Below are 14961 nucleotides of genomic sequence, written 5' to 3' on the forward strand. Positions count from 1 at the left end.
GCCGCGAAGCGGAAGCTCTGGTGGAGGCCCGCCGCGGTGTTGCGCAGGTGCTCGACGGCCGCGCCGCGATCGAGGGCGAGGTGGCCGTCGTCGCTGACGGAGGCGCCGGCGCGCGCGAAGGACCGAGTGCGCGGCGGTCGACGTCGCGTGGTTCACGACGCGCGAGCGCGAGCAGGTCGAGGTGCTCCCGTGGGACCACCTCGACTCCGGGCTCGACAAGGACTGGCTCTGGGAGGACTGGCAGGACGCCCTCGACGAGACCGAGGTCGAGGACTGCCGCTGGACGCCCTGCTTCGACTGCGGGGTGTGTCCGCAGATGGGCACCGAGATCGAGGTCGGGCCGACGGGCAAGACGCTGCTGCCGCTGACCGTGCTCGGCACCGGACGCGACCAGCTGCTCGAGGCGCCCGCCCCCTGACGCAGGCCCGCTTGCGTCCGCGCCAACGGCACACCGGTGTCGCGTCGGCGCGGACGTTGTGCGGCTCGTATGCCGTCAGCTCAGCGGGAGGGTGAGGCGGAAGCGGGCGCCGTGGCCGGGGGAGTCCTCGGCTGCGGGTCGCGGTTCGAGGGCGAGGAGGTCGCCGCCGTGGGCCCGCGCGATGCCGCGGGCGATGGGTAGCCCCAGGCCGGCGCCGGTGTCTGTGCCCGACCGGGCCGGGTCGAGGCGCACGAGCCGTTCGAATACCCGTTCGCGCCCCACCCGAGGGATCCCCGGACCGTCGTCGACGACCTCGACCACGGCCCGTCCGCCCTCCTGCCCCGCCTCGCACCCGATCTCCACCCGCACCGACCCCTGGGGTCCCGCTGCCCGCAGCGCGTTGTCCAGCAGGTTGCCGATGACCTGCGCGACCCGGTCACCGTCGGCCAGGAGAGCTAGCGGCTCCCCCACGACGACGAGACGGGCGTCCGGGTGCGTGAGGCGGCGCGCTTCGACGGCTGCCCCCGCCACCTGGGTCAGGTCGACCGTGGTCGGTCGCAGGTCGAGGCCGCGGTCGATGCGAGCCATGAGGAGCATGTCGTCGACCAGTCGGCCGGCCCGCCGCGACTCGCGGACGAGGGTGAGGAGCGTCTGTTCGCGTTCTGCCCGTTCGGGATTGGCACGGAGCACGTGCTCGGCAGCAGCCTGTATGCCGGCGATCGGCGTCCGCAGCTCGTGCGCCGCGTCGGAGAGGAACCCCCGCAGGCGTGCCTCGGACTCCACGGCGTGCTCCTCGGCGCCCTCGACCGCATCGAGCATCTCGTCGAAGGCCTGAGCCGTGGTCCCGAGCTCGGTGCCGGGTCGGTCGGGACGCAGCCGCTGCCCGCGGTCACCCTCGCGGATCGACCGGGCGAGGCCGGTGATCCGGTCGAGCGGCCGCAGGACCCGACCGACGACCGGCCGGATGACCAGCGTCGCAAGAAGGAGTACGGCGAGCGCCCCGGCCAGCAGGGCGATCCGGGTCTGGTCGAGCAGCCGGCGCACCTCGCCCGCGTCGGCGGACAGGGACAGCGTCGCGGCGTTGGGAAGGGTTCTGGTGACCTCGAGGAGATCACCCGTGCGCACCACGGGCGACGTCGCCGAAGCCGCCGGCTTGGCCGGGGGTGTTGCCCGTGGCTTGGAACCGGCGGTCGCGCCCTGGCCCGGGCCACCACTGCGCCCACCCGGCCCGGCGACCGGGGGCGGCCCGGCGGTGTAGCTCGTGCCGTCCGCGGTCGAGATCCAGACGGATATCCCGTTGCCCTCGAGGCGGCGGGCCAGCTCGGACGGCTCGACCTGGTCGGCGAGCGCGACGCCGACCTGGGCGCGGTCGAGCATCCGCTGCTCGAGCTGCCCCTCGAGGCGGTTGCGCAGGACGAGGTCGGTCGTGACCCCGAGCACGGCGAGCATGACCGCGAGCAGCAGCACGACCACGAGGGTCACCCGTCGGCGCAGCGAGGGTGTCTGCAGCGCGCCCGGATCCGGGTCGCCCGGGTCGGAGGGGTCCGTTCCCGGAGCGACCGGCGGACGCGGATCTCGCGGCATACCGGCGTGATCGGGGTCCTGGTCCCGTCGCCGGCGCCAGGGTCCCGCGGCTGGAACGTCCTCGGACGTGCGGCGCAGGACCAGACCGGCGAGGCTCACCGCCCGTCCCGCAGGACGTAGCCGAGACCGCGGACGGTGTGCACGAGCCGCGGCCCCTCGTTCTCCATCTTGCGGCGCAGCGCGCTGATGTGAGCGTGCACCAGGTTGTCGGAGTAGTCGTCGTATCCCCATACCTGAGTGAGGATCTGGGTGCCCGAGACGACGCGCCCCCGCTGCGCGGCGAGGTAGGCGAGAAGGCGGAACTCCGTCGCGGTCAGTGGCAGTGCAATCCCGTTGCGGCTGGCCGTGGCCGCCGCCTCGTCGACGACGAGGTCGCCGACCTGGATCGTCGTCGGCGTCGCTCCCATCCGCCCGAGCAGGGCCCGAACCCGGGCCACGAGCTCGGCCATCGCGAAGGGCTTCGGCACGTAGTCGTCGATGCCGGCGGAGAAACCTCGCAGCCGGTCGTCGACCCCCTCCCGGGCGGTCAGCATGATGACACCGGCGTCGCCGCTCTGGCGGATCACCCGGCTCAGCTGCGGCCCGTCGCGACCGGGGAGCATCCAGTCGAGGACGACGACCGCCGGCCGGTAGGTCCGCAGCGCCGCCTCCAGCTCCTCGCCGTCGGTCATCGACTCCACCGAGAGCCCGGTGTCGCGCAGGGCCGAGCTGACGGCGTCGCGGATGGTCGCGTCGTCCTCGACGACCAGGACCCGTGCTGTTGTCATGGCTCCATCTCACGGGGCCGAACTCAAGAATTCCTCAAGAAACTCCTGTGCATCTCCCATCTTGAGGTCCCCATCAGACCCGGGCCGCACCGTCATCTCAACGGCGATCGTCGCCGGGCACGACAGAGCAGGAGACGCGATGAACCCCTTCGAGCGGAACCACCCCCACGAGGGCTCCGGCGAGAACCCCGGCGAGAACTGGGGCGAGAGCCCCGAGACGACCCCGATGCCGTTGGCCGGGCCACCCCCGAGCCGGGCGCGGCTCTGGCGCGGACTCGCGATCGGCGGCGTCGCCGCGGTCGCGCTGGCGATCGCCGTCCCGGCCATCGCCGCGTCCAACCAGAGCCCGACCGGCGCCCAGACCTCGCTCGGCGCCCAGACCTCGCTCGGCGCGTACGGCCCGGCGGGTGGCGAGACCGGAGAGAGCGGTGCGCCGACCGGCACCAGCACGGCCGGCCCGGGCGCCGCGGTCGGCGGCGAGGGCGCACCCGGCCCGGGTGCCACCGGCAAGGCGCCGAGAGCGGGTGGCGGTCCGGCCGCGCGCGGTGCCGCGTGCGCGCCCGGAGCAGGCGGCCACAAGGGCGGTCCCCAGGGGGAGGCCGGCAAGGTCCGTCCTGCTCCTCCGGGGGGCTCGGCCGAGAGGGGGACCGGCGGCACGGCCAAGCACCCGACGCCGCCGACCCCTCGGACCGGTGCGCCCACCGGCGCTCCGACCGCGCCCACCGGGACCCCGTCGGCGCCCTCCACCGAGGTGACCCCGTCGGGCAGCTGAGCCGCCTCACCCGGTGACACGACGGCCGGGCCCGCGACGAGTCAGGTCGTCGTGGGCCCGGTCGGGTGCCGTCGGCGGGCACCCGGCATACGGTGGCGGTATGCCGCGCCGCCCACCACCCGACGAGGGCAACGCCGCCCAGCCCACCCGTTGGCTGTTCGGTGACCAGCTCGGGCCGCACTTCCTCGACGACCACGAGGGGCCGGTCCTGCTGATCGAGTCCCGCCGCGTCTTCGCCCGCCGCCGCTTCCACCGGCAGAAGGCGCACCTCGTGCTGTCGGCGATGCGGCACCGGGCGGCCGAGCTGGGAGACCGGGCGACCATAGCCAGCGCGGCGACCTACCGCGAGGCCCTCGACACCGTTTCAGGACCGCTGGAGGTCATCCAGCCGACCTCGCGCGCGGCGGTCGACCTCGTGCGCCGGCTCGCGGAGGAGCGCGACATCGAGCGGCTGCCGGCTCGCGGGTTCTCCACGACACGAGCCGAGTTCGACACCTGGGCCAACAGCCGCGGCACGAAGCGACTGCTGATGGAGGACTTCTATCGTGACGCCCGACGACGCCACGACGTCCTCATGGACGGCGCCGACCCGGCCGGCGGCTCGTGGAACTACGACCACGAGAACCGCGAGCCCCCGCCCAAGGGAGCGACGACCCTCGGTGTCGCAGAACCGCGCTGGCCGCAGGAGGACGAGATCGACGCGCAGGTGCGCGCCGACCTCGACGCGTGGGAGGCCGACGGCGACGTGACCTTCCTCGGCGTCGACGGCCCCCGCAAGTTCGCTGCCACCCGCGCCGAGGCGCTCGCCGTGCTCGATGACTTCGTCGAGCACCGGCTGCCCGTCTTCGGTCCGCACGAGGACGCCGTCCTCGAGGGCGACGACTGGATGGCGCACTCCCTGCTCTCTGCTCCGTTCAACCTGGGGCTCCTCGACCCGGCCGAGGTCGTCGAGCGAGCCGAGGCGGCATACCGTTCCGGCGCGGTGCCGCTCGCCTCCGCCGAGGGCTTCATCCGGCAGGTCATGGGCTGGCGCGACTACATCTGGCACCTCTACTGGCACCTCGGCGAGGACTACCGGCACGCCAACCACCTCAGTGCGCGTCGGCACCTGCCCGACTGGTTCGCCGGCCTCGACGCCGAGGCCACCGACGCCCGCTGTCTCAGCCAGGCGCTCGTCGGTATCCGCGACCACGGGTGGGTCCACCACATCCCGAGGCTGATGATCCTCGGCAACTACGCCCTGCAGCGCGGCTGGCGACCGGACGAGGTCACCGACTGGTTCCACCGCGCCTTCGTCGACGGCTACGACTGGGTCATGGTGCCCAACGTCGTGGGCATGTCGCAGCACGCCGACGGGGGAGTGCTCGCCACCAAGCCGTATGCCGCCGGCGGGGCCTACATCAACCGGATGACCGACCACTGCGGCAGCTGCCGGTTCAACCCGAAGATCCGGGTCGGCGACGACGCCTGCCCGTTCACGGCCGGTTACTGGGCCTTCCTCGAGCGCAACCGCGAGAAGCTGGCCGGCAACCACCGGATGGCCCAGCCGCTGCACGGGCTCGACCGGCTGAAGGACCTCGAGGCCGTGGTGGCGCAGGAGGCGAAGCGCGGGTCGGACCCGCCCTGAGCCGGCCGCACCCGGCATCCGGGCTCAGGAGCAGTTGGTGCTCCCGGGTTGCGGCTCCCGTCAGACCGGGTGCCCGAGGTGGGCGAGCGCCTGACGCACGAGCACCCCGTGGCCCCCCTCCATCTCGCCGACCTCGGCCAGCCGGGCCGCTTCCTCGGGAGTCAGCCACGCGAGGTCGAGGGCGTCCTGCTGGGGGGCGCAGTCGCCCTCCACGGGGACGATGAAGGCGAGCGACACCGCGTGCTGCCGTGGGTCGTGGAAGGGGGTGACGCCGGGCGTGGGGAAGTACTCAGCGACGGTGAAAGGCTGTGGTGCCAAGGGGATCCGCGGCATCGCGAGGGGTCCGAGATCCTTCTCCAGGTGGCGGAGCAGGGCGTCGCGCACCCGCTCGTGGTAAAGCACCCGACCCGACACCAGCTCGTGGTTGATCGAACCGTCGGTGGATGCGCGCAGCAGCAGCCCGATGGCCTGCAGCACCCCCCGGTCGTCGACCCGCACGGGGACGGCATCGATGTAGAGGATGGGCAGGCGCTCGCGCGCGTCGCGCAGCTCGTCGGCGCTGAGCCAGCGGCCGCGGGTGTCCGTCTCCGTCATGGGTCGTTTCTATCAGCCCCGGTATGCCGCCGCCGCACCGCCGCGCGCCACCACCCCTTGCGTCCGCACCGACGCGACACCGGTGTCCCGTTCGCGCGGACGTTGCAGGGGAGTCTCCACCAACGTCCGCACCGACGCGACACCAGTGTGCCGATCGCGCGGACGTTGCGGGGTTGGGCTCAGTAGACGACGCCGGGGTTCATGATCCCGCGCGGGTCGAACACCGCCTTGACCGCCCGCTGGCGGGCGATCTCGGCCGGCCCGAGCTCCTGGACGAGGAACTCCCGCTTGAGCGACCCCACCCCGTGCTCTCCGGTGATCGTGCCGCCCATCGCGAGCGCGACGTCGACGAGGTCGGCGAACGCCGCCTCGGCCCGCAGCCGGCTCTCCGGGTCGGCCCGGTCGAAGAAGACGCACGGGTGCAGGTTGCCGTCGCCCCCGTGACCCGACATCGTCATCTCGACCCCCCGCCGGGACGAGATCTCCTCACCGGCACGGATGAGGTCGGCCAGCCTCCCGAGGGGCACACAGACGTCCTCGACGAACCGGCCGCCCTTGGCCTCGAGCGCGTTGTTGACCGCCCGCCGTCCCGCCATGAGCGCGTCGGCCTCCTGCTGGTCGTCGGCGACCGCGACGTCCACGGCACCCGCCTCGCCGAGCAGGCCGGCATACCGCTGCACGTCGTCGCGGGTGTGCTCGGGCCGGTCGGAGGAGACGATGAGCGCGGCCGCGCAGGCCTGCGGGAAGCCGTAGTCGGCCACCGCCTGCACAGCGACGATCGTCGCGCGGTCGAGGAACTCGAGGAGCGCCGGCCGGTGGCGGTCGCGGCGCAGGGCGACGACCCCGGCAGCAGCGGCGTCGAGCGAGGCGAAGGTCGCGAGGGCCACCAGCGACGGGTCAGGCGCCGGGACGAGGCGGACGACGACGGAGGTCACGAGGCCGAGCGTCCCCTCGGAGCCGACGAAGAGGCCGGTGAGGTCGAGACCCGCCACCCCCTTGCCGGTCCGGTGGCCCGTGCGGACCACCTCGCCGCCGGGGAGGACGATCTCGAGGCTCTTGACGTAGTCGGCCGTCACGCCGTACTTCACGCAGCACAGCCCGCCGGCGTTCGTGGCGACGTTGCCCCCGATCGTGCAGGTCGCGGACGAGGCGGGGTCCGGCGGGTAGAAGAGACCGACGGACGCCGCCGCCCGCTTGAGGTCCTGGTTGACGACGCCCGGGCCGGCGACCGCATACCCCTCGAGCTCGTCGACCTCGGCCACCGTGTCCAAGCCCTCGACGTTGAGCACGATGCTGCCCTCGCGGGCGGTGGCCCCACCGGCGAGGGAGGTGCGAGCGCCCTGCGGCACCACCGGTATGCCGCGGGCATGCGCCTCCCGCAGTACCTCGACGACGTCGCCGACGTCCCGGGCCCGGACGACGGTGAAGTGGTCCGGGGCCGTGGACCCGAGCGAGGCGTCGACGGCATACGACGCAGCGATGGCCGGGTCGGTCACCCGCGCACCACCGCTGAGGCGCATCACCCCGAGGTCCGTCTCACCGAGGTCCATCATCCGGGGCAGCTCCGCCGTCGACATCCGTCCACCTTAGGACGTCGGGCCGAGATGGGCCGTCTGCCGAGTTGGGCCGTATGTCGAACGGGAGAGCGGGGCCGACCCCCACGACCGGCCCCGCTCATCCGCAATGTCCGTGCAGTCAGAGTGCATCTATCTGGTGCACCCTGTCAAGGACACCCCGGGATGGGTGCCGGAACGGGGGAGCGAACGCCATACTGGCGGGGTGCTGTCCGAGACGCCCAGGCCTGACGAGCACCCCGACGGGCGGGTCGCCCGGGGTGAACGCACCCGGCGACTCATCCTCGATGCCCACTCCGCGCTCCTGCGCGAGGGCAATCTGCGACCGACCGCGATCGCCGTCGCAGGGCGGGCCGGCGTCTCGATCCGTGCTCTCTGGGCCAACTTCAAGGACCTGGAGGGCCTCGTCGAGGCGGCCAGCGTCGAATGGGTGCGCGACGACCCCGCGCACGAGACGGACATCGACCCCGACCTCCCCATGGCCGAGCGGGTTCAGCGGTTCTGTGCACAACGGGCCCGCCGCATGGAGGCGATCGCTCCGGCGCTCCGCGCGTCCGCGCTCGAACCCAACTCACCGGCCGTGGCGCGGCAGCGGCAGGTGATCTACGCCCGGAACCAGGGCGTCGTCAGGGCCGTGTTCGCGACAGAGCTGGACCGGGCCGCCGACGCAGCATCGGAGGTGGTCGTCGCCCTGATGACCGGCTGCGGTGCCCGCTGCTGGCTGGTGATGTGCGACGACCTCGGACTCGCCCCGGATGCTGCCGAGGCGGTCATGCACCGAGCAGCGCACGCCGTCCTCGCGGAGTTCGCGGATCCGCCCACCCGATGAGCTTCACGACGCTGGCCCTCATCGGGGCTATCGCGCTCGTCGGTCCGCTGCTGTCACTGCCCCGCTGGCTGCGCCTGCCCGTGGTGGTCGGCGAGCTGCTCGCAGGAATCACGCTGGGGCACACTGGTTTCGGCGTCATCAATGCCGACGACCCGACCCTGGCTTTCGTCGCGCAGGTCGGGTTCGCGCTCGTGATGTTCGTCGTCGGGTCCCACGTCCCCATCCGCGACCCGATGGTGCGCGCGGGAGCCCGCCGCGGGGTGGTCCGCGCCATCGCGGTCGGGATCCTGGCCGTCCCTGCCGGCCTCCTGCTCGCTCACCTGTTCGGCACCGGGCACGGCGCCCTCTATGCCGTCCTCCTGGCCTCGTCCTCTGCCGCGCTCGTGCTCCCGGCCGTCGGGTCGACCGGTCTCAGCGGCCGCACCCTCACCGATCTCCTCCCCCAGGTCGCGGTCGCCGATGCCGCCTGTGTCGTCGCGCTGCCGTTGGCGATCGACCCGGCCCACGTCGGCCGAGCGCTTCTCGGGGTGGTCGTCGTGGCGGCCTCCTCGGCCGTCCTCTTCGTCGTCCTGCGTGCCGCAGAGCAGCGCGGCCTGCGGCGGCGGATGCACAAGGTCTCGGAGCACCACGACCTCGCCCTCGAGCTGCGGATGTCGCTCTCGCTGCTCTTCGCGCTCGCAGCCCTCGCGGCGGCCTTCCACGTCTCGGTGCTGCTCGCCGGGTTCGGGTTCGGGCTGGCCATCGCCGCCATCGGCGAGCCTCGACGCCTCGCCCGCCAGCTCTTCGGCCTGACCGAGGGTTTTCTCGGACCGATCTTCTTCGTGTGGCTCGGGTCCTCCCTCGACCTGCGGACCCTCGCCAGCCACCCGTCGGCGATCTGGCTCGGGCTGGCCCTCGGAGTCGGTGCGCTGCTCCTCCACGGACTCGTCGCCGTGGACGGCGTCCCCGTCTCGGTGGCGGTCCTCGCCGGCGCCCAGCTCGGCGTCCCGGTGGCGGCAGCGACCCTGGGCCAGCAGCTGGGGCTGCTGGCACCGGGGGAGGGGACTGCGCTGCTGCTCGGCGCCCTGGTGACGATCGCCGGGGCCGCGGTGGCCGCCGGGGCCATCGGCCGCAGATTCCCGTCGAAGAAGGAGCCGGCACTGCCGTAGACTCCTTCGCAACGACGTCCGAGCCGTCATCAGCGGCGAGTCTCCGGAAGAACCGGCCCCCCGGCATACGTGTTCACGCAGGGGAGTCGCACTAGAACCGGACGGATGGGCCCGTCAGCGCCTTCGACGAAAGAGTGGCCGTATGCCGCCCGCGCACCTTCAGCGGGAGGACCTGCGGCAAGCGAGGTGGCACCGCGGTGCCGCCGGCGGCCGGACCAGGCCAGCCCGGCGACGTCGTCCTCGTGGACGCAAGCAGACCACGACGACCGACGAGCCCGAGCAGGAGTCCCCCATGGCCTATCCCCAGGTCAGCACCGACGCCACGAGCACCGACGAGCCCGGTGACAGCGGGGCGACCACCGCCACCGGAGTCACCTCCAGTCCCCGCTTCCCGGAGATCGAGGAGCGCGTGCTCCGCTACTGGGCCGAGGACGGCACCTTCCAGGCCTCGGTCGAGAACCGCGAGGCGGGCACCAACGGCTCCAACGAGTTCGTCTTCTACGACGGGCCGCCGTTCGCCAACGGCCTGCCCCACTACGGCCACCTGCTCACCGGATACGTCAAGGACATCGTCCCGCGCTACCAGACCATGCGCGGTCGGCGGGTCGAGCGCCGGTTCGGCTGGGACACCCACGGCCTGCCGGCCGAGCTCGAGGCGATGAGCCAGCTCGGGATCAAGACCAAGGAGGAGATCCTCGAGCTCGGCATCGAGACCTTCAACGAGGCGTGTCGCGCGTCGGTCCTCCGGTACACCGACGACTGGCAGGAGTACGTCACCCGCCAGGCCCGCTGGGTGGACTTCGAGCACGACTACAAGACCCTCAACCCGGACTACATGGAGAGCGTCATCTGGGCGTTCAAGCAGCTCCACGAGAAGGGCCTCGTCTACGAGGGCTACCGCGTGCTGCCCTACTGCTGGAACGACCAGACGCCGCTGTCCAACCACGAGCTGCGGATGGACGACGACGTCTACCAGATGCGCCAGGACCCCGCCGTCACCGTCGGGCTGCGGCTCGAGAGCGGCGAGCTCGCCCTGGTCTGGACGACCACGCCGTGGACCCTCCCCGCCAACCTCGGCATCATGGTCGGCCCCGACATCGACTACGTCGTCGTGGAGTCGGCGTTCACCGGGACCAGCGAGCGCTACGTCATCGGCGCGGCCCGGCTCGCGGCCTACGCCAGGGACCTCTTCCCGGTGGAGGCGGCCGACAAGGGCTTCGACCCGACGACGAGGATCGTCGAGCGACTCACCGGCGCCGACCTCGTCGGCCGCGCCTTCACGCCGCCGTTCTCCTACTACCTCGGCCACGCCAACGCCCATCGCGTCTTCGCAGCCGACTTCGTGACGACCGAGGACGGCACGGGCCTGGTGCACACCGCCGGCGCCTTCGGCGAGGAGGACAAGGTCGTCACCGACCGCGAGGGCATCGCCCCGGTGATGCCGGTCGGTCCCGACGGCCGGTTCACCTTCCCCGTCACCGACTACGAGGGCATCCAGGTCTTCGACGCCAACCCCCTGATCATCGACCACCTCAAGGCCGTGACCCGCGGCGACGGCGACCACGGCTCGAGCGACCACGGCGCCGCCACGGAGGGCACCGTGCTGCTGCGCCGCGAGACCTACGACCACTCCTACCCCCACTGCTGGCGCTGCCGGATGCCGCTGATCTACATGGCCGTCTCGAGCTGGTTCGTCGAGGTCACCAAGATCAAGGAGCGGATGCTGGAGCTCAACGAGCAGATCGCGTGGACGCCCGACCACATTCAGCACGGGCAGTTCGGTCGGTGGCTGGAGAACGCCCGCGACTGGTCGATCACGCGAAACCGCTTCTGGGGCAGCCCGGTCCCCGTCTGGAAGTCGGACGACCCGCGCTACCCGCGGATCGACGTCTACGGCTCGTTCGACGAGCTGGAGCGCGACTTCGGTGTGCGGCTCGACGACCTGCACCGGCCCCACGTCGACCGGCTGATCCGGCCCAATCCCGACGATCCCACGGGACAGTCGACGATGCGCCGGGTCGAGGACGTCCTCGACGTGTGGTTCGACTCGGGCTCGATGTCCTTCGCGCAGGTGCACTACCCCTTCGAGAACGCCGACTGGTTCGAGCACCACTTCCCCGGCGACTTCATCGTCGAGTACATCGGCCAGACCCGCGGCTGGTTCTACACGTTGCACGTCCTCGCGACCGCGCTCTTCGACCGACCGGCGTTCTCGTCGTGCGTCAGCCACGGCATCGTCCTCGGCTCCGACGGCCAGAAGATGAGCAAGTCGCTGCACAACTACCCCGACGTCCGCGAGGTCTTCGACCGTGACGGGGCCGACGCGATGCGCTGGTTCCTCATGAGCAGCCCGATCCTGCGTGGCGGCAACCTCGTGGTCACCGAGCAGGGCATCCGTGACGGCGTGCGCCAGGTGCTGCTGCCGCTGTGGAACACCTGGTCCTTCTTCGCGTTGTACGCCAACGCTGCTCGCGGCGGCGATGGTTACGACGCGCGACGGTCCACTGCGTCCACCGACGTCCTCGACCGCTATCTCCTGGCCAAGCTGCGCGGCTTCGTGGTCGACATGCAGCGCGACCTCGACGCCTACGAGATCGCCAACGCCTGCGACACGATGCGCGGCTTCCTCGACGTCCTCACCAACTGGTACGTCCGGCGCTCCCGCAGCCGGTTCTGGGGCACCGAGGACACTGGCGTCGAGGGGACCGTGCCCGAAGCGGCGTTCGACACCCTCTTCACGACCCTCGAGACCGTATGCCGCGTGGTCGCCCCGCTGCTGCCCCTCACCACCGAGGAGGTCTGGCGCGGGCTGACCGGCGGCCGCTCGGTGCACCTCACCGACTGGCCAGCTGTGGACGACCTGCCGCAGGACGACGCCCTCGTCGCCTCGATGGACCGCGCCCGCGAGATCTGCTCCGTCGCCTCGTCGCTGCGCAAGGCCCAGCAGCTGCGGGCCCGGCTGCCACTGGCCCGGCTCACGGTCGTCACCGCTCAGCCGGCCGAGCTCGAGGCCTTCGTCGGCATCGTGCAGGACGAGGTCAACGTCAAGTCGGTGGTGCTCGCCGACCTCGCCTCCGCGAGCGGGAGCGACTTCGGCGTCTCCCAGCGGCTGAGCGTCAACGCCCGAGCCGCCGGCCCCCGGCTCGGCAAGGACGTGCAGACGGCCATCAGGGGCGCGAAGTCCGGCGACTGGTCGGTCGCGGGCGACGGCACGGTGACCGCCGGTGGCCTCACGCTGGCCCCGGGGGAGTACACCCTCGAGACGGTCGTCGACGGTGGTGGCTCGAACGCCGGTAGCTCGAACGGCGTCAATGGTGCCGGTGACGGCGACGAGACAGGCGGTCGCGCTGTCGCGATGCTGCCCTCCGGCGGCTTCGTCGTCCTCGACACCGGCCTGACGCCCGAGCTCGCCGCCGAGGGTCTCGCCCGTGACGTCGTCCGCGCCGTGCAGCAGGCCCGGCGCGATGCCGGTTTGCACGTGAGTGACCGGATCTCGTTGACCCTGGCCGGTTCCGACGCCATCTGGCAGGCCACGGTGGTGCACCAGCAGCTCATCATGGGGGAGACCCTGACGGTCCAGTTCGGTGCGGCCGGAGCCGACGCCCCGTTGCCCGAGGTCGCTGGGGCGCACACGACCGAGGCCACCGTGGGCGACGGCGAGACGGTGCGCATCGCGGTCAGGAAGATCGCGGTCAGGAAGATCGCGGACGGGAAGATCGGATGACGGTCACCGTCCGGCAGGCGGTCGTCGACGACCTCGACGCGGTGCTCGCGGTCGGCCACCAGACGTGGCCGGCGACCTACGAGCCCATCGCCGGGGCCGACTACGTGGCGATGGGACTGGCGAAGTGGTGGACGGCCGACGCGACGCTGCCGGCGCTGCGAGCCGGCCGCGTTTTCGTGGCCGAGGTCGAGGGGCAGGTCGTCGGCATGGCCTCCAGCGGCCCGCTCGAGGGCCGCCTCATCCTGTGGAAGCTCTACGTCCTCCCGCAGTTCCAGGGTCACGGCGCCGGTTCCGCGCTGATGTCTGCCGTTCTCGAACGCGCCGCGGAGGCGCACGACGAGATCCGGCTGGCCTACCTCGACGGCAACGTGCAGGCCTCCGGGTTCTACCGGCGGATGGGCTTCGTCGAGCTCGGACGCGAGGTGGCCGGACACGGCATACCCGACTCGGTGTGGATGTCCCGCGCCCTCACCCCCTCACCGGAGGAGCAGTCATGAGCCCGTTCAGCGGACGTCCCGACGCCGCGCAGGTCGAGGCCGGTCGCCGCCTCGCCGTGGAGAAGCGGGTGCGCCAGGTCGAGGCCGAGATCCTCGCCCGCGCACCCGAGACCGACGTCGACCCCAGCCTCGACCAGATCGCCGCGGTGATGCAGCTGCTCGGCGACCCGCAGAAGACCTTCCCCGTCATCCACCTCACGGGCACCAACGGCAAGACCTCGACGACCCGCATGATCGAGGCGCTGTTGCGCGAGCTGGGCCTGACGACAGGGCGATTCACCTCGCCGCACCTCCACTCGTTCCGTGAGCGGATCGCGATCGGCGGCGAGCCCATCTCCGCCGAGCGGCTCATCGAGATCTACGACCAGGTGCTGCCCTTCGTCGAGATCGTCGACGCGCGCGCAGTGGCCGAGGGCGGGTCGCGGCTCAACTTCTTCATGTTGTCCGTCGTGCTCGCGTATGCCGCCTTCGCCGACTCCCCGGTCGACGTCGCCGTCGTCGAGGTCGGGCTCGGCGGCCGCTGGGACGGCACCAACGTCGCCGACGGCCAGGTTGCCGTCGTCACGCCCGTCGCGATCGACCACCAACGGCTCCTCGGGTCGACGGTGGAGGAGATCGCCACCGAGAAGTCGGGGATCATCAAGGCCGGCGCGATCGCCGTCTCCTCGATCCAGGAGGCGGACGTCGCGGCGATCCTCGTGGACCGCGCCGAAGAGGTCGGCGCGCGAATTGTGTTCGAGGCCAACGACTTCGGGGTCACCGGGCGCGAGGTTGCCCTCGGTGGGCAGCAGCTGTCCTTCCGCGGCCTCGCGGGTGACTACGACGAGGTGTTCCTCCCGCTCCACGGAGAGCACCAGGCGAGCAACGCGGCGACGGCGCTGGCCGCGGTCGAGGCCTTCGTCGGCGGTGGCGAGCAGCGCCTCGACCCCGAGATCGTTCGTGCGGCGTTCGCGGGGGTGACCTCCCCCGGACGGCTCGAGGTCGTGCGGCGCTCGCCGACGGTGCTCGTCGACGCGGCCCACAACCCGGCCGGGATGCTCGCCCTGCGGGCGGCTCTCGAGGACTCCTTCACCTTCACCCGGCTCGTCGGGGTGGTCGCGATCTTCGAGGACAAGGACGCCGAGGCGATGCTCGAGATCCTCGAGTCCGCCCTCGACCACGTGGTCGTCACGCGCAACACCTCGCCACGCTCGATGTCCCCCACCAGGCTCGGCGAGATCGCCGTGGACCTGTTCGGTGAGGACCGGGTGACGGTGGTGCGCGACCTGCCCGACGCCCTCGACCGGGCCGCGACCATCGCGGAGTCCGAGGGGGGCAGCGGGATCGGCGCCGGCGTCATCGTCACGGGATCGGTCGTCACAGCGGCCGACGCGCGGATGCTCCTCGGGGTGACGTCAGGCTGAGGCACTGTGTGCCGGTTCGGATCG

Annotated in this window: 11 protein-coding genes and 1 pseudogene; 8 read left to right on the top strand and 4 right to left on the bottom strand. The window is 72.1% G+C overall.

Features of this window, described 5'->3' with window-relative positions; genetic code table 11:
• Positions 1–136: 136 nt before the first annotated feature.
• A pseudogene (locus Q0R63_RS16710) lies at positions 137–418 on the top strand (B12-binding domain-containing radical SAM protein); the annotation flags it as partial.
• Positions 419–493: 75 nt separating this feature from the next.
• Here Q0R63_RS16710 and Q0R63_RS16715 read toward each other — a convergent pair.
• Together Q0R63_RS16715 and Q0R63_RS16720 are read right to left on the bottom strand one after the other, a co-directional pair.
• Positions 494–2101, bottom strand: coding sequence for a HAMP domain-containing sensor histidine kinase (locus Q0R63_RS16715; protein WP_295699737.1), 1608 nt, complete (start codon positions 2099–2101; stop codon positions 494–496).
• Positions 2098–2769 (bottom strand): response regulator transcription factor, encoded by a 672-nt coding sequence (locus Q0R63_RS16720; RefSeq protein ID WP_295699740.1) that lies wholly within the window; start codon positions 2767–2769, stop codon positions 2098–2100. The genes Q0R63_RS16715 and Q0R63_RS16720 overlap by 4 nt, the downstream gene beginning before the upstream one ends.
• A gap of 139 nt (positions 2770–2908) precedes the next feature.
• Here Q0R63_RS16720 and Q0R63_RS16725 point away from each other — a divergent pair, with 139 nt between their 5' ends.
• Positions 2909–3541, top strand: a complete 633-nt coding sequence (locus Q0R63_RS16725) for a hypothetical protein (protein ID WP_295699743.1) — start codon at positions 2909–2911, stop codon at positions 3539–3541.
• Between the two features lie 100 nt (positions 3542–3641).
• A complete protein-coding gene (locus Q0R63_RS16730; RefSeq protein ID WP_295699745.1) occupies positions 3642–5168 on the top strand; it encodes a cryptochrome/photolyase family protein in 1527 nt (508 codons plus the stop codon).
• A 60-nt stretch (positions 5169–5228) separates the two neighbouring features.
• Here Q0R63_RS16730 and Q0R63_RS16735 read toward each other — a convergent pair whose 3' ends face one another.
• A complete protein-coding gene (locus Q0R63_RS16735) occupies positions 5229–5762 on the bottom strand; it encodes an NUDIX hydrolase family protein (RefSeq protein ID WP_295699748.1) in 534 nt (177 codons plus the stop codon).
• A 179-nt stretch (positions 5763–5941) separates the two neighbouring features.
• Positions 5942–7339, bottom strand: coding sequence for an FAD-linked oxidase C-terminal domain-containing protein (locus Q0R63_RS16740; protein ID WP_295699750.1), 1398 nt, complete (start codon positions 7337–7339; stop codon positions 5942–5944).
• Between the two features lie 202 nt (positions 7340–7541).
• Here Q0R63_RS16740 and Q0R63_RS16745 point away from each other — a divergent pair, with 202 nt between their 5' ends.
• The 5 genes from Q0R63_RS16745 (at position 7542) to Q0R63_RS16765 (ending at position 14937) form a co-directional block, all read left to right on the top strand.
• Entirely contained in the window at positions 7542–8165 is a 624-nt protein-coding gene (locus Q0R63_RS16745) for a TetR/AcrR family transcriptional regulator (RefSeq protein WP_295699753.1), read from the top strand.
• A complete protein-coding gene (locus Q0R63_RS16750) occupies positions 8162–9313 on the top strand; it encodes a cation:proton antiporter (protein WP_295699756.1) in 1152 nt (383 codons plus the stop codon). Before Q0R63_RS16745 ends, Q0R63_RS16750 begins: the two co-directional genes overlap by 4 nt.
• Positions 9314–9605: 292 nt before the next feature.
• Complete coding sequence (gene ileS, locus Q0R63_RS16755; RefSeq protein ID WP_295699758.1) at positions 9606–13037, top strand: isoleucine--tRNA ligase; 3432 nt, start codon at positions 9606–9608, stop codon at positions 13035–13037.
• Entirely contained in the window at positions 13034–13534 is a 501-nt protein-coding gene (locus Q0R63_RS16760) for a GNAT family N-acetyltransferase (protein WP_295699760.1), read from the top strand. The genes ileS and Q0R63_RS16760 overlap by 4 nt, the downstream gene beginning before the upstream one ends.
• Entirely contained in the window at positions 13531–14937 is a 1407-nt protein-coding gene (locus Q0R63_RS16765) for a folylpolyglutamate synthase/dihydrofolate synthase family protein (protein WP_295699764.1), read from the top strand. The genes Q0R63_RS16760 and Q0R63_RS16765 overlap by 4 nt, the downstream gene beginning before the upstream one ends.
• Positions 14938–14961: the final 24 nt, after the last annotated feature.

This window comes from Lapillicoccus sp., from assembly GCF_025353065.1.
GTDB lineage: Bacteria > Actinomycetota > Actinomycetes > Actinomycetales > Dermatophilaceae > Lapillicoccus.